Here is a 26,149-nt window from a genome sequence, read left to right as displayed (position 1 = left end):
CAGTCCGGGACCGTACTCGAACCATCCGCTCCGTGTCGGACTACGGGTCCCGTGGGAAAGGGACGACGTCGCCATGGCAGACCATCTGGAAGCATCCGTCACTCTGCCGAGCGATCCCGCCTCGGTCGCCACGGCCCGCACCTATGTCATCGGCACCCTGGCGGAATGGGGTCTGCCGTCGGACACCGAGGCAGCCGACACGATCCGGCTCATCGTCTCCGAACTCGCCACCAACGCCGTACAGCACACCTTCGGACAGTCACCCACCTTCACGGTGGACATCCAGCTCGACCGTGACGAACACCTGCGCATCGGGGTCACCGACAGTCATCCGCGGTTCCCGAAGCGGCTGCCGGCCGCCGTCCAGCAGGACAACGGCCGTGGCATGGTCATCATCCGCTGGCTGACCGCGGAGAGCGGCGGCAAGCTGAGAGTCCGGCCCACCCGTGAGGGCGGCAAGACCGTCTCCATCGAACTGCCGTGGACGGTACCGGCCGAGCCGGTCTCCGCGGCGGGGCAGCAGGAACCGTAGAGAGGCGCCTCCGGAAGTCGGAGGCGCCTCTCAGGGCGCGACGGCCGGCCCGCGAGGGTGACGGCAGGTCAGGTCGCCGTCACCCGCACGGGACGGGTCACTTGACCCGGCCGTACCAGACGCTCTTGGTCCAGATCTTCTGCAGCTTCACGACCTCCCCGCTCTTCGGGGAGTGCCAGATCTTTCCCTTCCCGGCATAGATGCCGACGTGGTACACGCTGGAGCCGGAGTGGAAGAACACGAGGTCTCCGGCCTTGCGGTTCCCCGAGGAGATGTGGCGGGTCTTGTTGTACTGCTGGGCCGCCGTCCGAGGCAGGCTTTTGCCCGCCTTCTTGAACGAGTACAGCGTGAGCCCGGAGCAGTCGAACCGATGCGGCCCCGCGGCGCCCCACTTGTACGGGGAGCCCTTTTTGGAGGCAGCGACCTGGAGTGCCTTCGTCGCGGGTGTCGCGGCCTCGGCGTCGGATGCGACGCCCGGGACCACGAGGGAGCCGCCCACGGCGGCGATGGTCAGAGCCGAGGCCGTACCGGCCCGGGCCATGAGCGACGGGACACGATTGAGCGCAGACATGCGCAACCCTTCGTCAGCCGCCTGTGAAGGATGACCTGTCGGATTCGGGCTGGCGAAGTTGCCCGGCCGCATACTGCGGCTTCACCCCAAGGGCTGCTCGGAACGGCTGTTGACGGCCGATCCGGCGACCCGTCGTGCCTGGGTCCTCCACTCCTGCCGATCCACTCCTGTCGACCGGTCATCCGGGCGGCGGCAGGACTCGGCGTCCGCCCGGATCGCCCCGCCGCTGTGGCGGGGTCTTGTCGTCAGACAGGGATCTTCACGTACTCCACGCCGAAAAACCCAATGGAATCGGGGATTTGTGGCGTTACTCACCACTCACCCGTTCGGGTGGACACTCGTCTGTTCGAGGGAGCGTCGACAGGGTCGAGGACCCCCGGACCAGCGACGGAGGTACTCATTCCGGAGCCGGGCTACGCGCGTTGCGCAACCTCGGCGGCCCTGTCGAAGGAGGGGTGTCTACTCCAAACAGGGGTACGTCGTTTGGTCCGTTTGACGGCCGGTCCGGACGCCTCGCCACGCGGCCGGGCGCGCCGGACCGGCTGCCGTCACGTCAACTGTCGGAGTGCGGCGGCACCGTGACCCGGGCCGTGCGCCGCTCGCCGTCGAGCACCCGCAGCGCCCGCGCCAGGGTCATGGCGTGCACCTCGGTCTCGCCGCGCCGATGCATGGTCGCCAGCGCGTCGCGCAGTTCGGCGGCCTTCGTCACCAGCGCCTGGGCGGCCCGCAGGCCGCGGTAGGTGTCACCGTGGCGCGCGGGGTTGATACGGCCGAGCAGGTCGACCACCTCGAGATAACGGTCGATCAGCTCGCCCTCGGCGCGCGTCAGGGCGGGCAGCGGAGGAAGCTCCGGCGGCGGCATCGCCCGCTCACCGGGCGCCGGGCGCGGTGCGCGACGCCTTGCGGCTGGGGATGATCCCGTCCACCAGGCCGTACTCCACGGCTTCCTGCGCGTCCAGGACCTTGTCCCGCTCGATGTCCGCGGTGACTTGCTCGTGGGTGCGCCCGGTGTGCCGTACGAGCATCTCCTCCAGCCGGAACCGGATGCGCCCCAACTCCTCGGCCTGGATGGCCAGATCGCTGGCCTGGCCCTCCACCGGCTGGGGCAGGGACGGCTGGTGGATCACCACGCGCGCGCCGGGCAGGGCGAACCGCCGGCCCGGGGTGCCCGCCGCCAGCAGCACCGCGGCGGACGAGCCGGCCTGTCCCAGGCAGACCGTCTCCACGTCACAGGTGACGAACTGCATCGTGTCGTAGATCGCCGACATCGCGCTGAACGAGCCGCCGGGGGAGTTGATGTAGAGGGAGATGTCCCGGTCCGGATCCTGGTGCTCGAGGTGCATGAACTGGGCCATCACATCGTTCGCCGACGTGTCGTCGACCTGGGTCCCGAGGAAGACGATCCGCTCCTCCAGGAGCTTCGAATACGGGTCCATCGTCCTCGAGCCGGAACTCGTGCGCTCCGTGAACTCGGGCAGCACATAGCGGGCGGACGGTCGGGTCATGAGGCACCCCTCCTTCTGTGTCTGTAAAAAATGTACAGGATGTACTTGACGCTAGAATGGGGTCATGGCCTACGAGATTCCGGTGACGCAAGCCAGGGCTGAACTCGCCGACCTGATCAACCGCGTGGTGTACGGCGGTGAGCGCGTCGTCGTGACCCGCCACGGCAAGCCGCTCGTCGCCCTTGTCTCCGCCGCCGACCTGGAACGACTGGAGAAACTCGCGGAGCCCGTGGGGCCGGCCGAACTCGCCGAGGAGCAGGTGATCACCGCGGTCTCCGCCGTCCGGGAGGTCGCGTCCGCTCCCCGCGAACAGCAGCGCTTCGGCATCACGGCCCACCACAGGGGGACCGGGGCCTCCTGAGGCACGGAAGGACCGCGCACCCACAGGGGCGCGCGGTCGGGGTCGCGGGGCGGTCCGTCAGCCGACCGGCGCGAGCTCTCGCTCCGTCACACCGGAGCCGGCGTTCTTCTTCCGCTCCTTGAGCGCGCTTCCGAGCAGGACCGCGCCGAGGCCGAGCGCCGCCCACCAGGCCAGGGTCAGGGCGGGACCCGTCGCCGCCGCGCCGTCGAAGTACGCCACGGAGCGCGTCAGGGTCGCGCTGGCACCCGGCGGCAGCCACTGGCCGATGGTGCCGGCCGGCTCGGGCAGCATCTGCGGCGCCGAGGCCGCTCCGGACCACGGGTTGCCGAACAGCATGACCACACCGGCGACGATGCCGACGCCAGGGGTGCCGAGCAGGGCGGCGAGCCCGGCGACGGCGCCGCTGACGGCCAGCGCGGCCAGTCCGAAGACCCCGGCCTGCGCCCACCAGTCGCCCGTGATGACTCCGAGCCAGCTGTCCGCGACACCGGCGGCGGCCACGCCGACCAGTGCGGAGGCGCCGACCAGGACGAGGGCGGCACGCGTCCCGCGCAGCCCGCTGAAGGTCACCACCGCGCCCGCCGCCATACCGGCCAGGGCAAGCGGCAGCACGCTCGCGTTGAGGGCCGCGCCCCGCGGGTCCGCGGCCGGGGCGGCCACCACGTCGACCGTCCTGACCTGCGCGCCGTCGGCGGCCGCCTGCTGTGCCACCGCCTGCTGGAGCAGCTGGGCGACGACCGGGCTCGCGGCCGAGGCGGTCAGCAGCGTGGGGCCGTCGGCGGTGACGACGACCGCCCCGTATACGGTCCGGTCCTCGATGGCTTCCCTGGCCGCGGCCTCGTCCCTGTAGCGGTGGAGCTCGAACGCGCCCTCGTGCTGTGCCAGTTGCTTCTCCACCTGGGCGGTCGCGGCGGCGGGCCCGGCCACGCCGAGCGGCAGGTCGCGGGGCGCGGTGCGGGCCGCGGGCCAGGCGAAGGCCCACAGGGCGAGCGCCGCGATGACCGGGACGAGGACGACGACCGCGATCACGCGGCGGGCGTTCCCGGTGGGGGCGGTGGACATGACGGTTCCCTTCCGAGCGGAATCCAAAAAGAAGGATCGTTCGTTTTGGTGGTGTCACCACCGTCCCGCCGTCGCCGCCCCCTTGTCAAGAAGGAACGTTCGTTTTAGATTGGCGACCATGGCACGCGTATCCCAGGAGCACCTCGACGCCCGTCGCCGGCAGATCCTCGACGGCGCCGCGGTCTGCTTCGCCCGCAACGGCTTCCACGCCACGTCCATGCAGGACGTGCTGAAGGAGGTCGACCTGTCGGCCGGAGCGGTGTACCGCTACTTCAGCGGCAAGGAGGAGCTGATCGCCGCGGTCGTCGGGGAGGTGCTCGACTCGGTCCGCGGGGCCTTCGAGGAGGCCTCGCGCCAGAGCCCGCCCCCGCCGCCGGACGACCTCCTCACCCTGGTCCTGGGCCGGACCCTGAGCGCCCGGGAGAACCTCACCGTCGACGGGGAGCCCGCCTTCCCCCGGCTCGTCATCCAGGTGTGGGGGGAGACGCTGCGCAACAAGGAACTGGCGGTCCTGCTGCACGACGGATACGCCGGGGTGTACCAGGCCTGGACGCGGATCGTCGAGGGCTACCAGGACGCCGGGATGATGAGAGCCGACGTACCCCCGGACCACGTGGCCCGCACGATGATCGCGGTCGCGGTCGGCTTCCTCGCCCAGCAGGCCCTCTTCGACCCCGCCCCGGTCGACATCCTCCGTGACGGTCTACGGGCGTTGATGAGCATGCCGGACCCGCGCACCGCGACCGATGGATCACCGCTCGGTTAACTTGCCTGAAATGCGGTCCAACTAGCCTGCCGCCACGCCACCAGGGACTTTGCCCCGGGGCGGAGGCAACCGGACCCCGCACGGTCCGGAGCGAGGACTGTGAGGTGGGACGTTGCAACTGACCCCGCACGAGCAAGAGAGGCTGCTCATCCACGTGGCGGCCGACGTGGCCGAGAAGCGCCGGGCCCGCGGGCTCAAGCTCAACCACCCGGAGACGGTCGCCCTCATCACGTCACACATCCTCGAAGGCGCCCGTGACGGCCGTACGGTCGCCGAACTCATGGCCTCCGGACGCCGGCTGCTCACCCGGGACGACGTCATGGAGGGCATCCCCGAGATGATCCACGACGTCCAGGTCGAGGCCACCTTCCCGGACGGCACCAAGCTCGTCACCGTCCACGACCCGATCGTCTGACGGGGGCTGCCGTGATTCCCGGAGAGATCCTTTTCGCCGACGGCCCGATCGTCTACAACGAGGGCCGTGAGGTCACCCGCCTCACCGTCCTCAACGCCGCCGACCGGCCCGTCCAGGTCGGCTCCCACTACCACTTCGCCGAGGCCAACCCCGGCCTGGAGTTCGACCGTGCCGCCGCGCGCGGCAAGCGGCTCAACGTCGCCGCCGGCACCGCCGTGCGCTTCGAACCCGGGATCCCCGTCGACGTCGAACTCGTCCCGCTCGCCGGCGCCCGGATCGTGCCCGGACTGCGCGGGGAGACCGGAGGTCCCCTCGATGCCTGAGATCTCGCGTGCCGCGTACGCCGACCTGTTCGGCCCGACGACCGGCGACCGCATCCGGCTCGCCGACACCGACCTGATCGTCGAGATCGAGGAGGACCGTTCCGGCGGGCCCGGACTCGCCGGTGACGAGGCGGTGTTCGGCGGTGGCAAGGTCATCCGCGAGTCCATGGGGCAGTCGCGTGCTACGCGCGCAGACGGCACCCCGGACACCGTCATCACGGGCGCGGTGATCATCGACCACTGGGGGATCGTCAAGGCCGACGTCGGCATCCGCGACGGCCGGATCACCGCGATCGGCAAGGCCGGCAACCCGGACACGATGGACGGCGTCCACCCCGACCTGGTCCTCGGCCCCGAGACCGAGATCATCGCGGGCAACGGGCGGATCCTCACCGCCGGCGCGGTCGACGCGCACGTCCACTTCATCTGCCCGCAGATCGCCGACGAGGCGCTGTCCGCCGGTGTCACCACGCTGGTCGGCGGCGGCACGGGCCCCGCCGAGGGGTCGAAGGCGACCACCGTCACCCCCGGCCCCTGGCACCTCGCCCGCATGCTGGAGGCGATGGAGCAGTACCCGCTCAACATCGGCTTCCTCGGCAAGGGCAACACCGTCTCGCACGAGGCGATGCTCTCCCAGATCCGCGGCGGAGCACTGGGGCTGAAGCTCCACGAGGACTGGGGCTCGACCCCGGCCGTCATCGACGCCTCGCTGACGGTGGCGGACCGGACGGGTATCCAGGTCGCCATCCACACGGACACCCTCAACGAGGCCGGCTTCGTCGGCGACACGCTCGCCGCGATCGCCGGACGCGGCATCCACGCCTACCACACCGAGGGTGCGGGCGGCGGCCACGCGCCGGACATCATGACCGTCGTCTCCGAGCCGCACGTCCTGCCCAGCTCGACCAACCCGACGCGGCCCTTCACCGTCAACACCGCCGAGGAACACCTCGACATGCTGATGGTGTGCCACCACCTCAACCCGGCGGTACCGGAGGACCTGGCGTTCGCCGAGTCCCGGATCCGGCCGACGACGATCGGCGCGGAGGACATCCTCCACGACCTCGGCGCGATCTCGATCATCTCGTCCGACGCCCAGGCCATGGGCCGCGTCGGCGAGGTCATCCTGCGGACCTGGCAGACCGCCCACGTCATGAAGCGCAAGCGGGGCGCACTGCCCGGGGACGGTCGTGCGGACAACCACCGGGTACGCAGGTATGTCGCGAAGTACACGATCAACCCGGCGATCGCGCAGGGCCTGGCCCGGGAGGTCGGGTCGGTGGAGACCGGCAAGCTCGCCGACCTCGTGCTGTGGGAGCCCGCGTTCTTCGGGGTCAAGCCGCACCTGGTCGTCAAGGGCGGGCAGATCGCCTACGCGCAGATGGGCGACGCCAACGCGTCGATCCCGACCCCCCAGCCGATCCTGCCGCGGCCGATGTACGGCGCGATCGGGCGGGCGCCGGCCTCCAACTCGTTCAACTTCGTCGCCCCGCTGGCGATCGAGGACGGGCTGCCGGAGCGGCTTCAGCTCGGGAAGCGGTTCGTGGCGATCGAGTCGACACGCGGGGTCACCAAGGCGGACATGCGCGAGAACGACGCGCGGCCCCGGGTACAGGTCGATCCCGACAGCTTCGCCGTGCACATCGACGGGGAGCTGGTCGAGGCCACGCCCGCCGCCGAACTGCCCATGGCCCAGCGTTACTTCCTGTTCTGATGTCCAGGGGAGCACTTCTCGTCCTGGCCGACGGCCGCTTCCCCGCCGGGGGGCATGCGCACTCCGGCGGGGCCGAGGCGGCCGTCAAGGCCGGGCGGATCACCGGGGCGGCGAGCCTGGAGGCGTTCTGCCAGGGGCGGCTGTGGACGGCGGGGCTGGTCTCCGCGTCGCTGGCCGCCGCTGCCGTACTCGGGGTGGATCCCGTGGAGTTGGACGCGGCGGCGGACGCCCGTACGCCGTCGCCCGCGCTGCGGGTCGCTGCGCGGAGGCTGGGGCGGCAGTTGACGCGGGCCGCACGGGCCACCTGGCCGTCGGGTGAACTCGACGCCCTGGCGCGGGAGTTCCCCAAGGGGGCGCACCAACCCGTGGTGTTGGGGGTCACGGCTCGGGCGGCCGGGCTCGATGCGGTCGACGCGGCGTACTGCGCGGCGTACGAGAGTGTGAGCGGGCCGGCGTCGGCGACGGTGCGGTTGCTGAGTCTCGATCCGTTCGATGCGACGGGGGTGCTGGCGCGGCTGGCGCCGGAGCTGGACCGGGTCGCGGATCGGGCGGTGGAGGCCGGTCGCAGGGTGCGGGGCGAAGGTGTGGGCGCCTTGCCCGCGGCTTCCGCTCCGCTGCTGGAGATCTCGGCGGAGTTGCATGCGGCCTGGGCCGTGCGGCTGTTCGCGTCGTGATTTTTCTCGCCCCCGCCGCCCCTACCCGTCCCATCCTCCAAGGGCTGCCGCCCCTTCGACCCCGGCCCCTGGGGGCTCCGCCCCCAGACCCCCATCGGCCCCGAAAGGGCCTCGTCCTCAAACGCCGGACGGGCTGAAATGCCCAGACCCGCCGCTGACCTGTGACACGCCGTCCAGGTCACCCACCCAGGGGCGCGGGGAACTGCGCGACCAGCCCCCGCGAACCCGCACCCGACCACCACGTGTAGGAGCCGTACATGCACCTCGACCACCACCTCGACGGCCCCGCCGCCCTCAGCGCGGACGCGCACCGGCCCGACGGTTCGCGCCGTGCTCTGCGGATCGGGCTCGGCGGGCCCGTCGGATCGGGTAAGACCGCCACCGTCGCCGCGCTCTGCCGTGCGCTGCGTGACGAGTTGTCCCTCGCGGTTGTCACCAATGACATCTACACCCGCGAGGACGCCGAGTTCCTGCTGCGTGAGGCCGTGCTGCCGCCCGAGCGGATCACCGCCGTGGAGACGGGGGCCTGCCCGCACACGGCGATCCGGGACGACATCTCGGCGAACCTGGAAGCGGTGGAGGATCTGGAGGACGAGATCGGGCCGTTGGATCTCGTGCTGGTCGAGAGCGGTGGGGACAACCTCACCGCGACCTTCTCCAAGGGGCTCGTCGACGCACAGATCTTCGTGATCGACGTGGCCGGCGGGGACGACATCCCGCGCAAGGGCGGCCCGGGAGTGACCACCGCCGATCTCCTCATCGTCAACAAGACCGACCTCGCCCCCTATGTCGGCTCGGATCTCGCGCGGATGGCGGCGGACGCCAAGGCGCAGCGGGCCGAGCTGCCGGTCGTCTTCCAGTCGCTCAGAAGCGAGGCCGGAGTGGCGGACGTCGCCGCGTGGGTGCGTGCGCAGCTGGCCGCGTGGACCGCATGACGGCGGGCGTGAAGGCCACCGCGCGGATCGGGGCGCGGGACGACGGACGCGGCGGTACGTCGCTGCCGGTACTGGAGGGTGACGGACCGCTGGCGTTGCGGCGGACCCGGGGGAGTGCCGACGAGGCGCGGGTCATGCTCGTCGGCGCGATGAGCGGGCCGCTCGGCGGGGATCACTTCACGGTCGAGGCCGAGGTGGCCGAGGGGGCCCGGCTGCGGGTCGGGTCGGCCGCCGCCACCATCGCACTGCCGGGACAGGCCAAGGGGGAGTCCCGGTACGACGTACGGCTCACCGTCGCCGACCGGGGTGAACTGCAGTGGCTGCCGGAGCAGTTGATCTGTGCGCAGGGCAGCGAGCTGTACGTCACCACGCGGGCCGACGTGGCGGCGACCGGGCGGCTCGTCCTGCGTGAGGAGCAGGTGCTGGGGCGTGCCGCGGAGCAACCCGGCCGGCTCACCAGCCGTCTCACCCTGTGTGTGGCCGGGCGTACCGTCCTCGACCAGGAATTGGCCTGCGGGCCCGGGGCGCCGGCCGGCTGGGACGGTCCCGCCGTGCTGGCGGGGCATCGGGCCGTGGGGCAACTGATCGTCGTACGGCCGGAGTTCGCCGCGGAGCCGGTCGCCGCGCGCGTGCTCGGGGACGGTGCCGTGGTCGTGCCGCTCGCCGGACCGGCCGTTCTGGTGAGCGCCGTGGCGCCGGACGCGCTGAAGCTGCGCAGGGTCCTGGACGAGGCACTGGCCTCGCTCGGGTAGCGAACGGCCCTCTCCGTTTATCGGATTGGTAAAGAAGAGGGGGTCACCCCTGTTCTCAGGCGACGCACAGCCGCGAGGATCCCCTTGTCATCAACGACATAGGGGAGTTCCAGTTGAGGCACCACAGATCGACAAGGCGGGCCGCGGCGTTCGGCTCGGCCGGAGTGCTCGTCACGGCGACCCTGATAGCGGGGGCCGTCGCGGCCCCCACCGCCAGCGCGAGTGCGGGCGGCCGGCACGGCCAGGACCGTGAGGCCCGCGGCGCCGCCGTCGCCGCCGCCCGCGCCGAGAAGGCCGGGATCGACTGGCAGGACTGTCCCGCCGACTGGGGGTTCGAGAAGCCGATCCAGTGCGGCTGGGTCACCGTGCCGCTGGACTACGCGAAGCCGGACGGCAAGCAGATCAAGCTCGCCGTCGACCGTATCGGCAGCACCGGCACCAAGTCCGAGCGCCAGGGCGCGCTCATCTACAACCCGGGCGGTCCCGGCGCCTCCGGGATGCGCTTCCCGCGCCGGATCACGACCAAGGCCCCCCTGTGGGTCAACACCTCCAAGGCGTACGACTTCGTGGGCTTCGACCCGCGCGGCGTCGGCCACTCGGCGCCCATCTCCTGCATCGACCCGCAGGAGTTCGTGAAGGCGCCCAAGATGGACCCGGTACCCGACTCCGAGGCCGACAAGCGCGCCCAGCGCAAGCTCGCCCGTGAGTACGCGGAGGGCTGCTACGAGCGCAGCGGCGAGATGCTGCCGCACATGACCACGCCGAACAGCGCCCGCGACCTGGACGTCATCCGTGCCGCGCTCGGCGAGAAGAAGCTCAACTTCCTCGGCGTCTCCTACGGCACCTACCTCGGCGCCGTCTACGGCACGCTGTTCCCGGGCCACGTGCGCCGCATGATCGTCGACAGCGTCGTCAGCCCGTCGCGGGAGAAGATCTGGTACGAGGCCAACCTCGACCAGGACGTCGCCTTCGAGATGCGGTGGAAGGACTGGCAGGACTGGGTCGCCGCCAACGACGCGGTCTTCCACCTCGGCACGACGCGTGCCGCGGTGCAGGCGAAGTGGCTGGAACTGCGCGCCACCGCCAAGAAGAACCCCATCGGCGGGGTCGTCGGCCCGGCCGAGCTGCTCGGCTTCTTCCAGGGCGCCCCGTACTACGACTCGTCGTGGATCCCGGTCGCCACCGTGTTCAGCAAGTACTTCGCCGGCGACACCCAGGCGCTCGTCGACGCGGCCGCGCCCGACCTGTCCGACACGGCGGGCAACGCGTCCTCCGAGAACGGCAACGCCGTCTACACGGCCGTCGAGTGCACCGACGCCAAGTGGCCCACCAGCTGGAAGAAGTGGGACCGCGACAACACCCGGCTGCACAAGGACTACCCGTTCCTGACCTGGTCCAACGCCTGGATGAACCTGCCCTGCGCGACCTGGCCGGTCAAGCAGCAGACCCCGGTGAACGTCAGGACCGGCAAGGGGCTGCCCGGGGTGCTGATCGTCCAGTCCGAGCGTGACGCCGCGACCCCGTACGGCGGTGCGGTCGAACTGCACAAGCGGTTCAAGGGCTCCCGTCTGATCACCGAGAAGAACGCCGGCTCCCACGGTGTGACCAACCTGGTCAACCCGTGCATCAACGAGCGGGTGGACTCCTACCTGCTCAGCGGCAAGCTGGACGCCTCCGACGTCACGTGCGGACCGCACGCGACGCCGAAGCCGTAACACCAGAGGGGCGGCCCCGGTCGGGCCGCCCCTCTTTCATGCCGTGAACCAGGCGTCCTCCGCCGCGTAGTCGAAGAGTTCGCCGTACGACTGGGCCATCTTCGGATAGGCCTCCCGCCAGTCCCGCCCGGCCAGTTGCCGCTCGATCCAGGCGACGGTCTCGGGCAGTGTCTCGGCGTACCGGACCACCGCCCGGTAGCCCAACTCCCGCTCGGCGGCGCCCATGTCGCAGACGATCGGTACCGGCGTCGACCACGGGGTGCCCCCGACCGTGTCGGCCGGAGGCGGCCCGTCCACGAGCACGTCCTCCCGTTCCACCCCCATCACGGCGTCGATGGCCCGGGCGATCTCCGCCACCGTCGGCGCGTCGGGGTCGACGGCGTTGAGGGCGCGGGTGCCCGGCCGTGCGGCGGCCAGCCGGATCAGTTCCGCGATGTTGTGGACGCTCGCCGGGTGGAATCGGCTCCTGCCGCCGTAGGCGAGGACGCGCCGGGTCCTCCCGTCCAGGTTCCGCTTGACGAACCAGAGCTCGCGGGGTGTCCGGCAGTGCGGCCCGTGGATGGCACCGGCCCGCAGCAGTGTGGTGGGCAACCGCGCTCCGGCGCCCAGCAGTTCGCGCTCCAGCGCGGCCTTGCGGGTGCTGTACGACCGCTCTCCCGGCTGAACGGTCCGCTGGTCCTCGGTGATCCCCACCGGGTACTCGGGAAAGCCGTCCGGCTCGTCCTGGGTGTCGAAGTTACGGCCCTTGTCGTCCTCGTACACCGAGACGCTGGAGATGACGACGGCGGACCCGACGCGATCGGCGAAGCCGGTCAACTGCCGTGCGTGCGCGGCCCCGTAGGCCACCATGTCGACCAGCACCTCGCACCCGTCACCCACCGCGGCGGCGAGGGCGGTGTCGTCCTCGCGATCGGCGTGGGCGACCCGTACCTCCCCGGGCCAGTCCTCGTCCCGCCCGCCGCCCCTGGAGAGGGCGGTCACCTCCCACCCGTCGCGGGCCAGCGCACCCACCGCCACCCGGCCGATCTGCCCGGTCGCCCCGATCACCACAGCACGTCGCGTCATACGGCGACAGTACGGCGGCCGGCTCAGGGCGTTCCAGGGCCTTCTGCCGACAGCAGAGGTCAGCGCAGGGGGATCCGCGGGAACCGGCGTTCCTTCTCGGAGCGCTCCGCGGCTTCCGCGGCCTTCGCGACGGCCGCGTACTCGTCGACGTACTCCTGCCCGGAGAGGTTGAGGATGGCGTAGATGATCTCGTCCGTGATGGCGCGCAGGATCGCCTTCTCGTTCTCCATGCCTTCGTAGCGGGAGAAGTCGAGGGGTTCGCCGAAGCGGATGGTCACGGGGTGGATGTTGGGGATGACCTTGCCGGGCGGCTGGGCCTCGAAGGTGCCGATCATCGCGCAGGGGATGACGGGCACCCCGGCCTTCAGCGCCATCACCGCGACACCGACCTTGCCCTTGTAGAGCCGGCCGTCGTGCGACCGCGTGCCCTCCGGGTAGATCCCGAGCAGCTCGTCCTTGGCCAGCACCCCGAGCCCCTCACGGATGGCGGCCTGGCCGGCCTCCTTGCCGGTGCGGTCGACGGGGATCTGCCCGGCGCTGCGGAAGAAGAACGCGGTGAGCCGGCCCTTCACACCCGGGCCCGTGAAGTACTCCTTCTTCGCGAGGAAGGTGATGCGGCGCTTGAGGATCGCCGGCATCAGGAAGTGGTCCGCGAAGGACAGGTGATTACCGGCGACGATGGCCGCCCCGCTCGCCGGCACGTGCTCGAGCCCCTCGATCCGAGGCCGGAAAACCAGTCTCAGCAGGGGTCCCAACAACACGTATTTGAGCAGGTAGTAGAACAACTGGACGCTCCTCACTCCGGCAAATCGGCTCAACCGCCGCGTTCCAGCAGGTCAACCGGCGTGTCGTGGGGGTGCCAGTGTATGTGCATGCGGGGGCGCGCGGAACTGGGTCGCGGGCGGGGGGAGGCGACCGCGGGATCAGCCTGGTGCTACTGGCGGGTAGGCGGCAATGAGATCGCTCAGCATGACGGATTCGCGAGCATGGGTGGCGGAGAGGGAGGTCTTGCGTCCCGGCGCGAGGAGGGGCGTGCGCTTCGACCGGGGACAAGGACGGGGCAGGCTCCCCGTGACCGTCCGGGAACGGTCGCGGGGAGCCTGCCCCTCGCCGGGTGCTCAGCCCCGCGTCAGCACCTTCTCCAACGCCCCGAGCGCACCGGAGAGTTCGTCCCCCGTGATCGTCAGCGGCGGCGCCAGCCGGATCGTCGAGCCGTGGGTGTCCTTCACCAACACGCCTTCCCGCATCAGCCGTTCACTGATCTCCCGGCCGGTCCCGAACACCGGGTCGATGTCGACGCCCGCCCACAGCCCGCGGGCACGGAAGCCGAGGACGCCCTTGCCGACCAGCTCCGACAGGCCGTCCCGCAGCACCACGCCCAACTCGGTCGCCCGGCGCTGGAATTCGCCCGTCTCCAGGAGATCGACCACGGCCGTGCCGACCGCGGCCGCGAGAGGATTGCCGCCGAACGTGGAGCCGTGCTCGCCCGGTCGCAGCACGCCCAGCACCTCCCGGCGGGCCACCACCGCGGACACCGGGACGATGCCGCCGCCGAGCGCCTTGCCGAGGAGCAGCATGTCCGGGACGACCGGCTCGTGCTCGACGGCCAGCGTGCGGCCCGTGCGGCCGAGACCGGACTGGATCTCGTCCGCGATGAAGAGACAGCCCTTGCGGCGGGTCAGTTCGCGGACGCCGGTGAGGTAGCCCTCGTCCGGGATCACGACCCCCGCCTCGCCCTGGATGGGCTCCAGGAGCACCGCCGCCGTCGTGTCGTCGACCGCCGCCTCCAGGGCCGCCAGGTCGTTGTACGGCACGATCCGGAAACCGGGGGTGAAGGGGCCGAAGCCGGCGCGGGCCGTCTCGTCGGTGGAGAACGACACGATCGTCGTCGTACGGCCGTGGAAGTTCTCCGCGGCCACCACGATCGTCGCCCGGTCCGCGGGCACCCCCTTCACGTCGTACGCCCACTTGCGGGCCACCTTGATGCCGCTCTCGACCGCTTCGGCGCCGGTGTTCATCGGCAGCACCATGTCGAGACCCGTCAGCCGGGCCAGGCGCTGGGCGAACTCGGCCAGCTTGTCGTTGTGGAAGGCCCGTGAGGTGAGGGTCAGCCGCTCCAGCTGGCGGTGGGCCGCCTCGATCAGCGCCGGGTGGCGGTGGCCGAAGTTGAGGGCCGAGTAACCGGCCAGCATGTCCAGGTAGCGGCGGCCCTCGACGTCCTCCACCCAGGTGCCCTCGGCGCGGGCGACGACCACGGGCAGGGGGTGGTAGTTGTGCGCCAGCACCGGTTCCTCGGCGCTGATCAGATCGGCGGAGGAGCGCGTGTGTACGGCAGCGGTCATGAGCGGATCTCCTGGGTGCAGCACTTGATGCCGCCGCCGGCCTTGTGGAACTCGGAGAGGTCGACGGGGACGGGGACATAGCCGTGCTCGTCGAGGCGCGCGGCCAGCGCCTCGGCCTGCGGTGCGATGAAGACATGGCGGCCGTCGGACACCGAGTTCAGTCCGAACGCCATGGCGTCGTCGCGGGTCGCGAGCACCGCGTGGGGGTACAGCCGGGCGAGTACCTCGCGGCTGCCCGGGGAGAACGCCTCCGGGTAGTAGACGATGTTGTTCTCGCCCTCGGAGTCGTCCAGGACGAACAGCGCGGTGTCCAGGTGGTAGAAGTGCGGGTCCACCAGCGTCAGGCTGATCACCGGGTGGCCGAAGAACTCCTGCACCTCGCGGTGGGCCTCCCGGGTCGTCCGGAAGCCGGTGCCGGCCAGGACGTACCGGCCCGTCCAGACGAGATCGCCCTCGCCCTCGCAGACCGACGCCGGACGGTGGACCTCGTAGCCCGCCGTCTTGAACCACAGGTCGTAGTGCGTGGACTCGGGGCGCCGCTGGGGCGCGTGGAACAGCGAGCCGAAGACACGGCCGCCGACGACGACCGCAGAGTTCGCAGCGAAGACCATGTCGGGGAGACCGGGGACGGGGTCCAGGGCGTCGACGGCGTGGCCGTGCGAGCGGTAGGCGCCGATCAGCGCCTGCCACTGCTCCTGGGCCAGGTCCACGTCGACGTGGGTGTCGGGATGCATCCAGGGATTGATCGCGTACTGCACGGCGAAGTGTCTGGGTTCGCAGACGAGGAAACGCCGTCGGCGCGGCACACGGGAGTCGGACACAGAGGGGTTCCTCCGCTTCCTGCGGTGTCTACTGAGGGTTGACACCACGGTAAGAAGTGGCGGTCACGCCCGACAAGCAACAAGAATTGCGTGTCTGCGCAGGAACGCTGCGTCTTTCTCCGGTTCAACGCAGCTCTGGTGCGCGCTAGGAGGTTTCGGCTGGTGCGGGCTGGCTCGCCCCCGCCTCCGGGCTCTCCGGGATCAGGTGGGACAGCACCATCACACTGATCGTCTTGCGGATGAACGGCTCGATCCGGATCCGCTCCAGCACCTCCTCGAAGTGCTCCACGTCCCGCGCCCGCACATGCAGCAGCGCGTCCGCACCGCCCGTCACGGTCATCGCCGCGGTGATCTCCGGATGGTTGCGCACCACCTCCGCGAGCCGCCGCGGCGGCGCCGCACCCTCGCAGTACACCTCCACGTACGCCTCCGTGCGCCAGCCCAGCGCCGACGGCTGCACCGTGGCCGTGAAGCCGGTGATCACGCCGGTCTCGCGCAACCGGTCCACGCGCCGCTTGACCGCCGTGGAGGACAGCCCCACGGCCGAGCCGATCTCGGCGAAGCTCGTCCTGGCGTTCGCCATCAGAGCGGTGATGATCTTCCGGTCGAGCTCGTCGAACGGTGCGGGCGCGCTGTGCATGTCGGCACTGTATCCAGCGGGAACGCCCATCCCTCGGCACGTGTGCAGACGTACGAATTCCTCCTACACTCCGGGTTCATGTTGCGCGCCCTGGCTGTCGACGACGAACGCCCCTCGCTGGAGGAACTGCTCTACCTCCTGAACGCCGACCCCCGGATCGGCACCGCGGAGGGCGCGGGCGACGCGACCGAGGCGCTGCGCCGCATCAACCGGGCCCTGGAGTCCGGGCCCCTGGGCCCCGAGGCGATCGACGTCGTCTTCCTCGACATCAACATGCCCGGCCTCGACGGCCTCGACCTGGCCCGGCTGCTCACCGGGTTCGCCCGGCCGCCGCTGGTCGTCTTCGTCACCGCCCACGAGGACTTCGCCGTGCAGGCCTTCGACCTCAAGGCGGTGGACTACGTCCTCAAGCCCGTCCGCAAGGAACGCCTCGCGGAGGCCGTCCGTCGCGTCGTCGAACTGCGCTCGGCCGAGATCCGCGGCACCACCCCGCGCATCCCCGTCAGCGAACCCGACCCCGACCACATACCCGTGGAGCTGGGGGGCGTGACCCGTTTCGTCAGCGTCGAGGACATCACCCACGTCGAGGCCCAGGGCGACTACGCCCGGCTGCACACGACCAAGGGCAGCCACCTCGTCCGCATCCCCCTGTCCACCCTGGAGGAGCGCTGGCGCTCCCGGGGGTTCGTCCGTATCCACCGCCGCCACCTGGTCGCCCTGCGCCACGTCGGCGAACTGCGCCTCGACGCCGGCACCGTCAGCGTCCTGGTCGGCTCCGAGGAACTCCAGGTCAGCCGCCGCCACACCCGCGAACTGCGGGACCTGCTGATGAGGAGGCCGTGACGGTGCCCCAGAACCAGAACCCCGCCGAACGCCGGGTCGTCGTCACCGGCCCGCCCCGGCAGACCCGCCGCGTCCCCGGCTACAACCGCCCCCGCACCGAGATCGACGAGCAGACCACCCTCGGCCACACCTACGTCCGCTCCCTCATGCGCACCCAACTGCGCGCCGCCCTCACCGTGTTCGCCGTCCTCGGCCTGCTCGTCGGCCCGCTCCCGCTGCTCTTCGCCGCGATGCCGGACGCCCGCCGCGTGGAATGGGCGGTCCTCGGCTTCGGCCTGTACGTCCCGCTCGTGCTCCTCGCCCGCTGGTACGTGCGGCGGGCGGAGCGCAACGAACGCGACTTCGTACGCCTCGTAGAAGACCGATGAACTCCAGCTACGCCGTCCCGGCCGTCGCCCTCGTGGTGGTCGCCACCGTCCTCGTCGGCGCCTTCGGCCTGCGCATCTCCCGCACCACGTCCGACTTCTACGTCGCCTCGCGCACCGTCGGCCCCCGGCTCAACGCGGCCGCCATCAGCGGTGAGTACCTCTCCGCCGCGTCCTTCCTCGGCATCGCGGGCCTGGTCCTGGTCCAGGGCCCCGACATGCTCTGGTACCCGGTCGGCTACACCGCCGGCTACCTCGTCCTGCTGATCTTCGTCGCCGCCCCGCTGCGCCGCTCCGGCGCCTACACCCTGCCCGACTTCGCCGAGGCCCGGCTCGCCTCCCAGGCGGTACGACGACTCGCCGGAGCCTTCGTCGTCGGCGTCGGCTGGCTGTATCTGCTGCCCCAACTCCAAGGCGCCGGGCTCACGCTGACGGTCCTGACCGGAGCGCCCGACGGACTCGGCGGAGTGATCGTCGCCGTCGTCGTGGTCGCGACCGTCGCCGCGGGCGGCATGCGCAGCATCACCTTCGTGCAGGCCTTCCAGTACTGGCTCAAGCTCACCGCGCTGCTCGTCCCCGCCCTCTTCCTCGTCCTCGCCTGGCAGAGCGACGGCGCCCCCACCCACGCCTTCGAGGAACCGGCCACCTTCCGCGAACAGCGGGTCGTCCGCGTCGACGACAGCCTCGACCTGCAACTCGACCGCCCGCTGACCGTCACGGTCGACGGCACCGTCGACGGCCGCACCCACGAGGACACCGAACTCCGCCTCCCCGCCGGCACCCACCACATCGACGCCGGCACCCGGCTGACCTTCGCCCAGGGCGCCCCCGTCCCCGAGGCCGACCGCAACCGCGGAGCCGGCCTGTCGCCCTCCCAGGCCGAGACCCGCGGCGAACGCCCGCTGTACGCCACGTACGGACTGATCCTCGCGACCTTCCTCGGCACCATGGGTCTGCCGCACGTGGTGGTCCGCTTCTACACCAGCCCGCACGGCGTCGCCGCCCGCCGCACCACCGTCGCGGTCCTCGGCCTGATCGGCGCCTTCTACCTCCTGCCACCGGTCTACGGCGCCCTCGGCCGTCTGTACGCCCCCGAACTCACCCTCACCTCGAACGCGGACGCCGCCGTCCTGCTGCTGCCCGACCGGATGATCGGCGGCCTCGGCGGCGACCTCCTCGGCGCACTGGTCGCCGGGGGAGCCTTCGCGGCGTTCCTGTCGACCGCCTCGGGGCTGACCATGGCGGTGGCCGGCGTGCTCACCCAGGACGTCCTCCCCTCCCGCGGCGTACGGCACTTCAGACTCGGCACGGTCCTCGCCATGGCCGTACCGCTGGCGGCGAGCGTCCTGGTCGGCGGCCTGCCGGTCGCCGACGCGGTCGGGCTCGCCTTCGCGGTCTCGGCCTCCTCCTTCTGCCCGCTGCTCGTCCTCGGCATCTGGTGGCGCCGCCTGACCCCGCCGGGCGCGGCCGCCGGGATGCTGGTGGGCGGCGGCTCCGCCCTGGTCGCCGTGGCCGCGACGATGGCCGGCCTGCCCGGCACCGGAGCTCTGCACGCCATGCTGGCCTGGCCCGCCCTCTGGTCGGTACCGCTGGCCTTCCTCACCATGGTCCTGGTGTCCCTGGCCACCCCGGGCCGGGTCCCGGCCGGAACGGCGGCGATCCTGGCGCGTTTCCATCTGCCGGAGGAGCTGCGGGCGGAGGTGAAGGCATGAGGACATCCCCGAAGAGCCTGATCGGGGCGGCCGTATGAGCGGTTTCCTCGCCGGTCTCTGCGTCGCGATCCTCCCCCTGCTCGCCGCCGGCTTTTGGCTGGGCCGCCGCACCGCGCGCCCCGAGAGCCTGCGCGGCCTCGGCACCCCCGTCGAGCACGCCACCTTCGAGACCCTGCACACCGCCTCCCTCGCCGCGCCCCCGCTCAGGGCGGGCCTCACCGAGGAGACCGCCGGCAAGTCGGCCCGCCGGCTGCGCACCCTCCTCGGCACGGACGCCCTGTGCCTGACCGACCAGAAGGCGGTACTGGTCTGGGACGGCATCGGCGGCCACCACCGCGCCGAGATCATGGCGCGGCTCGCCGGACCCCTGGAGACCGGCCGCGGCGAGGCCTTCCCGCTGACCTGCGACCACCTCGACTGCACGGTCCGCTGGGCCGTCGTGGCACCACTCACCGTCGACGACCGGATCCACGGCACCCTCGTCGCCTTCGGGCCCCACGAGTCCGCCGTCCTCGTCCGGGCCGCCGGGGAAGTCGCCCGCTGGATCTCCGTCCAGCTCGAACTCGCCGACCTCGACCAGTCCCGCACCCGCCTCATCGAAGCCGAGATCAAGGCCCTGCGCGCCCAGATATCCCCGCACTTCATCTTCAACTCGCTCGCCGTGATCGCGAGTTTCGTCCGCACCGACCCCGAGCGCGCCCGCGAACTGCTCCTGGAGTTCGCCGACTTCACCCGCTACTCGTTCCGCAGGCACGGCGACTTCACCACCCTCGCCGACGAACTCCACGCCATCGACCACTACTTGGCGCTGGTACGGGCCCGCTTCGGCGACCGCCTCTCCGTCACCCTCCAGATCGCCCCCGAGGTGCTGCCGGTCGCCCTGCCCTTCCTCTGCCTGCAACCGCTCGTCGAGAACGCCGTCAAGCACGGCCTGGAAGGAAAGGCAGACAAGGCGCACATCAGCATCACCGCGCAGGACGCCGGAGCCGAGGCGCTCGTCGTCATCGAGGACGACGGCACGGGAATGGACCCCGCCGTGCTGCGCCGCATCCTCTCCGGAGAGGTCAGCCCCTCGGGAGGCATCGGACTGTCCAACGTCGACGACCGGCTCCGCCAGGTCTACGGCGACGACCACGGCCTCGTCATCGAGACCGCCATAGGGGCGGGAATGAAGATCACCGCCCGGCTGCCGAAGTACCAGCCGGGGGTGCACTCCGCCGGGCGCCTGAGCCGCGAATAGGCCTCAGGCGCCGTGCGTGGGCCTCAGGTGCTGCGCGTGACGACCATCCCGAGGGTAATCAGGCCCAGCACGACCCAGCCGAACCACAGCCAGCCGTTGCTGCCGAGCGCCACCGTGTAGGCCGTCACCACGACGAGACCGCCGACGGTGAGCACCCCCATCGTTCTGGTCGAGCCATCCGTGGAACCGCTACCGGGCATCGCAACACCCTCCTCAGGATCGGTCTGACTCCATGGTGCCCCCGTTCTGCTTCCTGACGGTGCAGACGACGAAATGTGTGCCCGCCTTCCAGGGACCTTCGCTCGTCCAGGAGCCCGCCGTGAACACCGACGGGTCGAAGCCGTAGTCCCGTGGCGGCACCTCCCGCCCGCACGCCACGTCCGACTCGGTGCGCGCCTCATCGAGCGTGACGTCGGCACCCAACCGGGTGAACCCGAGCACTTCCTCGTCGTGCGCCCCCGCACAGGACACCAGCCGGGCGGACCGGTTGGACCGCACGTCCAGACAGTCCCGTTTCTGCATGTTCGACACGTCGGAGAACGCGGAGCCGGGCTCGCGGTGATCGCCGAGCGGCCCGTACACCGGCCCGTGCGCGCCCAGCACCAGACAGGCGGTCCGCTTCCCGGCGGCCACGAAACCCGCCTCGCTCGGCACGACGGCGAGGCTCCGGACGTCCGCCAGCCTCCCGCGGAGCTCCTCGGTGCGCTCCTCGCAGGCCGCCGGGCCCCGCTCCCGGGCCTCGGCGGCGGACGCGGCCCCGACGAAGGCCAGCACCTGCCCGTCGGACCCAGTGCCGCAGCCGGTCTCCAGGCGCAGCCGCGGAGTGCCCTTGAAGGCGCCGGTGTCCCCCCAGTCGGCGAGCACGCAGTCGCCGTCCTTGAGAGGCCGGGAGAGCCCGATCCGGGTGCCGTACGGCTGTGCGGTCCCGCCCTCCTTCCCGTCGGGCGGCTGCTGGGCCACGGCATACCAGACCCCGCCCCCGGCGATGGCCAGCCCCAGCAGACCGGCGAGGGCGGAGTGCAGGGCCCGGGGGCGGGTACGCCGCCTGCTGCCGCCCGAGGTGACCAGAGGCCCGAAGCCCTCCGGGGCGGCCGGCGGCGACGGCGCCGGTGCGGGCGGGGGCGGCATCGGCCGGGCCCAGGGAGGCTGCGATCCGAGGTCGGTCCGGGTCCGGGCGTAGGCCTCCGCCTGCGACGCGACGAGCTGCGACAGCGCCGCCTCCGCCTCGGCCGCGGTGATCCGTCGTCCCGGGTCCTTGACCAGCATCGCCTCGAGCACGGGGCCCAGGGCGCCGGCCCGCCGGGGTGGCCGCGGCTCGTCCATGACCACCGCGGTGATCTCCGCGAAGTGCGACTCGCGGTCGAACGGACCGCGGCCCTCCACGGCGTGGTACAGCGTGCAGCCCAGCGAGAACAGGTCCGCCGCCGGGGTGGGCGGCCCGCCCGTGGCCCGCTCCGGCGCCAGATAGCCCGCCGTGCCCACGAGCACCGACGTCAGCGTGTACCGCGTCTCGCCGGCGTCCGGCTGCACGGAGATGCCGTAGTCGGCGAGCAGGACACGGCCGTACGGCGACCCGGAGCGGTCCGGCGCGAGCAGGATGTTCGCCGGTTTCACGTCCCGGTGCATGACGCCCCGCTGGTGCCCGGCGGTCAGCGCGTCCAGCACGGCCAGGCCGACACGGGCGCCCTCAGCGGGCTGCAGCGGGCCACGCCGGGCGACCAGGTCGCGCAGGTCCACCGCGCCCGCCACGTACTCCATGACGATCCACGGCAGCCCCTCGTGCTCCAGCACGTCGTGCACGGTGACCACGTGCGGATGGCCGCGCAGCCCCGCCGCGTACCGGGCCTCCGCGCGGGCCCGCGCCACCCGGGCCTCCCGGTCGTGGCCGGCTTCCGCCTCGTCCCGGAAGACGATCTCCTTCAGCGCGACCTCGCAGGCGAGTCTCTGGTCGTGGGCGAGCCAGACATGGCCCATGCCGCCGCTGCCGAGCTGGTTCAGCAGCAGATAGCGGCCGGCGATGACCCGGCCCACTCCCGACGTCGGTGGTCCTGAAGGCATCCGGTGACTCCCGGGGTCTGCGGGGCGCGGCGCAGCCGCACCGGACTTGGTCGGCCCCGCTCAGACGGTGGCGCTCTGCGTGGGTTGCCCGGAGGCGGGCTCACTGGTGGGCGGCTCGCTCGTGGCCGGGGCGCTGGTGGTCTTCGGCGGCGGGGGAGCGCTGCTCGTCGTCTCCGCCGGCGCACTCGTGATCACCGGGGGAGGCGCTGATGTGCTGGTCGTCACCGGAGGCGGCGTGGTCACGGCCGGGGGCGCGGTCGTCGCCGGTGGGCTGGTCGACGGGGGTGGCGACGGGCTGCCGCTCGACGGCGGGGGCGCGGTGCCGGGCGGCGGGCCGGACGACGGCGGAGGCGAGCCGCTGCCGGAACCGGAGCCCGGAGTCGACGGCTCGGAGGGCGGCGACTGCGGGGGCGCGGTGGTCGTGGGCGGGGGAGTGGTCGTGGACCCGTCCGAGGAGCCGGAGTCCCCGGCCACGCTCAGCATCACGTACTGCCCGAACCCCAGCTCGGTCCCGGCCGGCGGATCGGTCGCCGTGACCCGGGCGTCGTCCGGCGGCAGTCCCTCGCTGTCATAGCCGGCCGCGAGCCCCTTGTCGGTCAGCGAGCGCCGGGCCTGGCCGAAGGACGCTCCCGCGAGGTTCGGTACCGCGCGCTTCTCCTGGGTGTCGAACGTGGCGTCCTTCGCCCCCGAGGTGCCGACCGGACGGCTGATACCGCGGTCGGTGTCCTCGACGTCGACGAGGACGATCTTCTCCAGGGGCCGGGGCGCGGGCCGCACCGCGACGACGGAGGAACGGTCGTACCCCTTCCACTCCCGGTTCCCGTCCTCGAACTTGACCGAGATACGGTTCGTGTCACCCGCGAAGGGCCGCAGCGGATTTCCGCACGAGCACTTCACGGCGGGCCTGCCCTGCGCATCGACCAGAATCGCGATTCCGGCCTGGAGCAGGGAATCGTAGGGAACAGCCTTTCCCTTTTTGTAGTCGTGGTTCTTCACGAGAGTGTCGTGACGCAACAGGACGGGCGTGAGCCGGTCGAGATAATCCGGTATCCGATCCGTGGAGATGGTGAGGGCATGTGCCCACGCCTGTGCCTTCCGGTCGTTCCTGGGATCGGTGAGGAATTGCTTGAGCTTGGCGACGTCACAGACGGTCGGCTGCTTCGAACCCCCGTACAGACCGGGGGTGTCGCCCTGTTGCAGACTGCCCCGCACGGGCCGCGACGCGACCTGCGCGTCCGCCCCCAGCCCGCTGTTCTCGTCGAAGAAGGGATCGAGCGCGGGCACGCTCGCGGCGACCGCCTTCACCAGCGTCAAAGGCGTTCCGCGATCGCAGCCGCTGAGCGCCAGTACACAGACCAGCAGTACCGCGACCCGGCGGATCGAAGATTTCCCGGCCCTTTGCAGAAAAACGCGAATTGTCATTACCGCTCCCCCCGGCGGTTACCCAACGCGTTTCATGCTAACGAACGGAAAACCATTCCCGACGGATTGAGGAAAAAGAGCGGACTGAGGGGAAAGAGGTGTCAGCGACTGCGTGCGTCGAGTGAGGCCAAATAGGCGTTGTACGCCTCGAGTTCCTTGTCCCCGTCCCGGTCGGCGGCCCGGTCCTTGCGCTTGGCCTGCCGCTGCTCGGAGCCGTACCACTGGAACAGCAGTGCGATCAGCACCAGCACGGACGGGATCTCGCTGAACGCCCAGGCGATACCGCCCGCGGCGTTCTGGTCGGAGAGCGCGTCGATACCGAGTGAGGCGGGCGGGTTCTCGAACGTCTTGACCATCGGGGCGGACGCCATCATCAGCGCGATCCCGAAGAACGCGTGGAACGGCATGCCCGCGAACAGCTCCAGCATCCGCATCAGATAGCCGGGCCGGGTGGGACCGGGATCGACACCGATGATCGGCCAGAAGAACACCACGCCCACGGCGAGGAAGTGCACCATCATCGCGACGTGCCCCGTCTTCGAGCCCATCAGGAAGTCGAAGATCGGCGTGAAGTACAGCGCGTACAGGCTCGCGATGAACAGCGGGATGGTGAACGCCGGATGCGTGATGATCCGCATGTACCGGCTGTGCAGCAGGGCGAGGAGCAGCTCACGCGGCCCCTTGCGCCCCCTGCCCGCGACCGGCAGCGCGCGCAGCGCCAGGGTCATCGGGGCGCCGAGCAGGATGAGGATCGGCGAGAGCATGCTGATGATCATGTGCTGCACCATGTGCACGCTGAACATGACCATCCCGTAGTCGTTCAGCCTGGTGCACATCACCAGCCCGATGGACAGCACACCGGCGATGTACGACACGGTCCGCCACGCCGACCAGGCGTCCCCCCGCCGCCTGAGCCGGACGACCCCCCACACGTACAGCGCCAGCCCCGCGAGGCAGGCGACGAGAAAGAACGGGTCGGCCGACCACTGAAGACCCCGCCCCAGCGTGAACGGCGGCAGATCCATGGTCATGCCGTGCCCGCTGTGATCCATACCGCCGGCTCCTGATTCGTGGGGGTTGTGCAAGTCTGTCCGTCACAGACTAGAACCGCCCCCGGCCGCAGCTGCGGCCGGGGGCGGATTCTTCCATTCCGTACAGGGTTTCCTAGAGGACGCACTCGGCTTCCTCATAGCGCTCCGCGGGAACCGTCTTGAGCGTCTCCACGGCCTCCGCGAGCGGCACCATCACGATGTCCGTCCCCTGGAGAGCGGTCATGTGACCGAACTCGCCACGGTGCACGGCCTCGACCGCATGCCACCCGAAACGGGTCGCGAGCACCCGGTCGTACGCGGTCGGCGTACCGCCCCGCTGCACATGCCCCAGGATGACCGGCCGCGCTTCCTTCCCCAGCCGCTGCTCCAGCTCGATCGAGAGCTGGCGGGCGATCCCGGCGAACCGCTCGTGCCCGTAGATGTCCTTCGCGCCCTCGTCGAACTCCATGGACCCGGCGGCCGGCTTGGCCCCCTCCGCGGCGACGACGATGGCGAACCGCTTGCCCGCCTCGAACCGTTCGCCGACCCGCTTGGCCAACTCCTCGATGTCGAAGGGCCGTTCCGGTACGACGATGGCGTGCGCCCCGGCCGCCATGCCCGAGTGCAGCGCGATCCAGCCGGTGTGCCGCCCCATGACCTCGACGACGAGCACCCGCTGGTGCGACTCGGCGGTGGTCTTGAGCCGGTCCAGGGCCTCCGTGGCCACCCCCACGGCCGTGTCGAAGCCGAAGGTGACGTCCGTGACCGCGATGTCGTTGTCGATGGTCTTGGGCACGCCGACGATGGGCAGACCGGCGTCCGACATCAGCCGGGCCGCCTTCAGCGTGCCCTCGCCGCCGATCGGGATGATCGCGTCGAGACCGAGGTCCTGGACGTGTCCCTTGGCCCGCTCGACCCCGTCACGCAGATGCGAGGGCTGGACCCGGGAGGAGCCGAGGATGGTGCCGCCGCGGGCCAGGATGCCGCCCACCGCGTCGAGGTCGAGCTTGACGTAGTCGCACTCCAGGAGGCCCTTCCAGCCGTCCCGGAAGCCGATGACCTCGTCGCCGTGGTCGACGACGGCACGGTGCACGACGGACCGGATGACGGCGTTCAGGCCGGGGCAGTCGCCGCCGGACGTGAGGACACCAATGCGCATAGCCCGAAACAACCTTCTCAACGTGGGCCGGGGACCGGACCACGCTGTCCGGCTCGATCCCCGCCACCCTAGCGGCAGGAGGGGGCGGGGCCGTACCGTCCGTCCGCCTGCTGGACGACCCCGCTC

Annotated in this window: 28 protein-coding genes and 1 riboswitch; of the genes, 14 read left to right on the top strand and 14 right to left on the bottom strand. The window is 71.2% G+C overall.

Annotated elements, in window-relative coordinates:
- Positions 1-73 precede the first annotated feature (73 nt).
- A complete protein-coding gene (locus OG381_RS09375) occupies positions 74-532 on the top strand; it encodes an ATP-binding protein (RefSeq protein ID WP_327715664.1) in 459 nt (152 codons plus the stop codon).
- A 97-nt stretch (positions 533-629) separates the two neighbouring features.
- Here the strand turns inward: OG381_RS09375 and OG381_RS09370 are convergent, their stop codons facing one another.
- The 3 genes from OG381_RS09370 to OG381_RS09360 all read right to left on the bottom strand — a co-directional run bounded on the left by OG381_RS09370 (position 630) and on the right by OG381_RS09360 (position 2,608).
- Positions 630-1,103 carry a C40 family peptidase gene (locus tag OG381_RS09370; protein WP_327715663.1) on the bottom strand — a complete coding sequence of 158 codons (474 nt, stop codon included), beginning with the start codon at positions 1,101-1,103 and terminating at the stop codon, positions 630-632.
- Between the two features lie 3 nt (positions 1,104-1,106).
- Positions 1,107-1,305: riboswitch (cyclic di-AMP (ydaO/yuaA leader) on the bottom strand.
- 351 nt (positions 1,306-1,656) lie between these two features.
- Positions 1,657-1,965, bottom strand: coding sequence for a hypothetical protein (locus tag OG381_RS09365; protein ID WP_327715662.1), 309 nt, complete (start codon positions 1,963-1,965; stop codon positions 1,657-1,659).
- Positions 1,966-1,972: 7 nt separating this feature from the next.
- Positions 1,973-2,608: an ATP-dependent Clp protease proteolytic subunit gene (locus tag OG381_RS09360; RefSeq protein ID WP_327715661.1), complete on the bottom strand. Its 636-nt coding sequence runs from the start codon at positions 2,606-2,608 to the stop codon at positions 1,973-1,975.
- Positions 2,609-2,672: 64 nt separating this feature from the next.
- Here OG381_RS09360 and OG381_RS09355 point away from each other — a divergent pair, with 64 nt between their 5' ends.
- Positions 2,673-2,969 (top strand): type II toxin-antitoxin system Phd/YefM family antitoxin, encoded by a 297-nt coding sequence (locus OG381_RS09355; protein WP_327715660.1) that lies wholly within the window; start codon positions 2,673-2,675, stop codon positions 2,967-2,969.
- Between the two features lie 57 nt (positions 2,970-3,026).
- Here OG381_RS09355 and OG381_RS09350 read toward each other — a convergent pair whose 3' ends face one another.
- Positions 3,027-4,031: an ABC transporter permease gene (locus OG381_RS09350; protein ID WP_327715659.1), complete on the bottom strand. Its 1,005-nt coding sequence runs from the start codon at positions 4,029-4,031 to the stop codon at positions 3,027-3,029.
- A gap of 118 nt (positions 4,032-4,149) precedes the next feature.
- On the opposite strand from OG381_RS09350, the gene OG381_RS09345 reads away from it, so the two are divergent.
- From OG381_RS09345 to OG381_RS09310, 8 genes are all read left to right on the top strand, one after another.
- Positions 4,150-4,797: a TetR/AcrR family transcriptional regulator gene (locus tag OG381_RS09345; RefSeq protein ID WP_327715658.1), complete on the top strand. Its 648-nt coding sequence runs from the start codon at positions 4,150-4,152 to the stop codon at positions 4,795-4,797.
- Between the two features lie 112 nt (positions 4,798-4,909).
- Positions 4,910-5,212: an urease subunit gamma gene (locus OG381_RS09340; RefSeq protein ID WP_327715657.1), complete on the top strand. Its 303-nt coding sequence runs from the start codon at positions 4,910-4,912 to the stop codon at positions 5,210-5,212.
- Between the two features lie 11 nt (positions 5,213-5,223).
- Positions 5,224-5,535 carry an urease subunit beta gene (locus OG381_RS09335; RefSeq protein ID WP_327715656.1) on the top strand — a complete coding sequence of 104 codons (312 nt, stop codon included), beginning with the start codon at positions 5,224-5,226 and terminating at the stop codon, positions 5,533-5,535.
- Positions 5,528-7,249, top strand: a complete 1,722-nt coding sequence (locus OG381_RS09330; RefSeq protein ID WP_327715655.1) for an urease subunit alpha — start codon at positions 5,528-5,530, stop codon at positions 7,247-7,249. Before OG381_RS09335 ends, OG381_RS09330 begins: the two co-directional genes overlap by 8 nt.
- The gene (locus OG381_RS09325; RefSeq protein ID WP_327715654.1) at positions 7,249-7,923 is read left to right on the top strand and encodes an urease accessory protein UreF; all 675 of its coding nucleotides are present in this window, start codon (positions 7,249-7,251) and stop codon (positions 7,921-7,923) included. The genes OG381_RS09330 and OG381_RS09325 overlap by 1 nt, the downstream gene beginning before the upstream one ends.
- Positions 7,924-8,180: 257 nt before the next feature.
- Positions 8,181-8,858, top strand: a complete 678-nt coding sequence (ureG, locus tag OG381_RS09320) for an urease accessory protein UreG (RefSeq protein ID WP_327715653.1) — start codon at positions 8,181-8,183, stop codon at positions 8,856-8,858.
- A complete protein-coding gene (locus OG381_RS09315) occupies positions 8,855-9,610 on the top strand; it encodes an urease accessory protein UreD (RefSeq protein WP_327722427.1) in 756 nt (251 codons plus the stop codon). The genes ureG and OG381_RS09315 overlap by 4 nt, the downstream gene beginning before the upstream one ends.
- Positions 9,611-9,723: 113 nt before the next feature.
- On the top strand, positions 9,724-11,325 hold the full coding sequence (locus OG381_RS09310) for an alpha/beta hydrolase (RefSeq protein WP_327715652.1): 1,602 nt from the start codon (positions 9,724-9,726) through the stop codon (positions 11,323-11,325).
- Between the two features lie 36 nt (positions 11,326-11,361).
- Here OG381_RS09310 and OG381_RS09305 read toward each other — a convergent pair whose 3' ends face one another.
- The 5 genes from OG381_RS09305 to OG381_RS09285 all read right to left on the bottom strand — a co-directional run bounded on the left by OG381_RS09305 (position 11,362) and on the right by OG381_RS09285 (position 16,193).
- Positions 11,362-12,375, bottom strand: a complete 1,014-nt coding sequence (locus OG381_RS09305) for an NAD-dependent epimerase/dehydratase family protein (protein WP_443062029.1) — start codon at positions 12,373-12,375, stop codon at positions 11,362-11,364.
- A 74-nt stretch (positions 12,376-12,449) separates the two neighbouring features.
- Positions 12,450-13,175 carry a lysophospholipid acyltransferase family protein gene (locus tag OG381_RS09300; RefSeq protein ID WP_266895522.1) on the bottom strand — a complete coding sequence of 242 codons (726 nt, stop codon included), beginning with the start codon at positions 13,173-13,175 and terminating at the stop codon, positions 12,450-12,452.
- 333 nt (positions 13,176-13,508) lie between these two features.
- Positions 13,509-14,732: an ornithine--oxo-acid transaminase gene (gene rocD / locus OG381_RS09295; protein ID WP_327715650.1), complete on the bottom strand. Its 1,224-nt coding sequence runs from the start codon at positions 14,730-14,732 to the stop codon at positions 13,509-13,511.
- Positions 14,729-15,553, bottom strand: a complete 825-nt coding sequence (ddaH, locus tag OG381_RS09290) for a dimethylargininase (protein WP_327715649.1) — start codon at positions 15,551-15,553, stop codon at positions 14,729-14,731. Before ddaH ends, rocD begins: the two co-directional genes overlap by 4 nt.
- Before the next feature lie 145 nt (positions 15,554-15,698).
- Positions 15,699-16,193: an Lrp/AsnC family transcriptional regulator gene (locus OG381_RS09285; protein ID WP_327715648.1), complete on the bottom strand. Its 495-nt coding sequence runs from the start codon at positions 16,191-16,193 to the stop codon at positions 15,699-15,701.
- Between the two features lie 78 nt (positions 16,194-16,271).
- Here OG381_RS09285 and OG381_RS09280 point away from each other — a divergent pair, with 78 nt between their 5' ends.
- From OG381_RS09280 to OG381_RS09265, 4 genes are read left to right on the top strand one after another with little or no spacing between them, the layout of a single operon-like run.
- Positions 16,272-17,036: a LytR/AlgR family response regulator transcription factor gene (locus tag OG381_RS09280; RefSeq protein ID WP_307033762.1), complete on the top strand. Its 765-nt coding sequence runs from the start codon at positions 16,272-16,274 to the stop codon at positions 17,034-17,036.
- On the top strand, positions 17,033-17,404 hold the full coding sequence (locus OG381_RS09275) for a hypothetical protein (protein ID WP_046262946.1): 372 nt from the start codon (positions 17,033-17,035) through the stop codon (positions 17,402-17,404). The genes OG381_RS09280 and OG381_RS09275 overlap by 4 nt, the downstream gene beginning before the upstream one ends.
- Positions 17,401-19,113: a sodium/solute symporter gene (locus tag OG381_RS09270; RefSeq protein ID WP_327715647.1), complete on the top strand. Its 1,713-nt coding sequence runs from the start codon at positions 17,401-17,403 to the stop codon at positions 19,111-19,113. The genes OG381_RS09275 and OG381_RS09270 overlap by 4 nt, the downstream gene beginning before the upstream one ends.
- 34 nt (positions 19,114-19,147) lie before the next feature.
- Positions 19,148-20,353, top strand: a complete 1,206-nt coding sequence (locus tag OG381_RS09265; RefSeq protein WP_327715646.1) for a sensor histidine kinase — start codon at positions 19,148-19,150, stop codon at positions 20,351-20,353.
- A 23-nt stretch (positions 20,354-20,376) separates the two neighbouring features.
- Here OG381_RS09265 and OG381_RS09260 read toward each other — a convergent pair whose 3' ends face one another.
- From OG381_RS09260 to OG381_RS09240, 5 genes are all read right to left on the bottom strand, one after another.
- Positions 20,377-20,553, bottom strand: a complete 177-nt coding sequence (locus OG381_RS09260; RefSeq protein ID WP_289926507.1) for a hypothetical protein — start codon at positions 20,551-20,553, stop codon at positions 20,377-20,379.
- A gap of 13 nt (positions 20,554-20,566) precedes the next feature.
- Positions 20,567-22,411 (bottom strand): serine/threonine-protein kinase, encoded by a 1,845-nt coding sequence (locus OG381_RS09255; protein WP_327715645.1) that lies wholly within the window; start codon positions 22,409-22,411, stop codon positions 20,567-20,569.
- A 60-nt stretch (positions 22,412-22,471) separates the two neighbouring features.
- Entirely contained in the window at positions 22,472-23,716 is a 1,245-nt protein-coding gene (locus tag OG381_RS09250) for a PASTA domain-containing protein (RefSeq protein WP_327722426.1), read from the bottom strand.
- 218 nt (positions 23,717-23,934) lie between these two features.
- Positions 23,935-24,885: a cytochrome c oxidase assembly protein gene (locus tag OG381_RS09245; protein WP_327715644.1), complete on the bottom strand. Its 951-nt coding sequence runs from the start codon at positions 24,883-24,885 to the stop codon at positions 23,935-23,937.
- A gap of 112 nt (positions 24,886-24,997) precedes the next feature.
- Positions 24,998-26,023 carry a 6-phosphofructokinase gene (locus OG381_RS09240; RefSeq protein WP_327715643.1) on the bottom strand — a complete coding sequence of 342 codons (1,026 nt, stop codon included), beginning with the start codon at positions 26,021-26,023 and terminating at the stop codon, positions 24,998-25,000.
- Positions 26,024-26,149: the final 126 nt, after the last annotated feature.

Origin of the sequence: Streptomyces sp. NBC_00490 (assembly GCF_036013645.1) — a bacterium.
GTDB lineage: Bacteria > Actinomycetota > Actinomycetes > Streptomycetales > Streptomycetaceae > Streptomyces > Streptomyces canus_F.
Note: the sequence above shows the minus strand (reverse complement) of the source record. Positions and strands in the feature narration are given on the sequence as shown.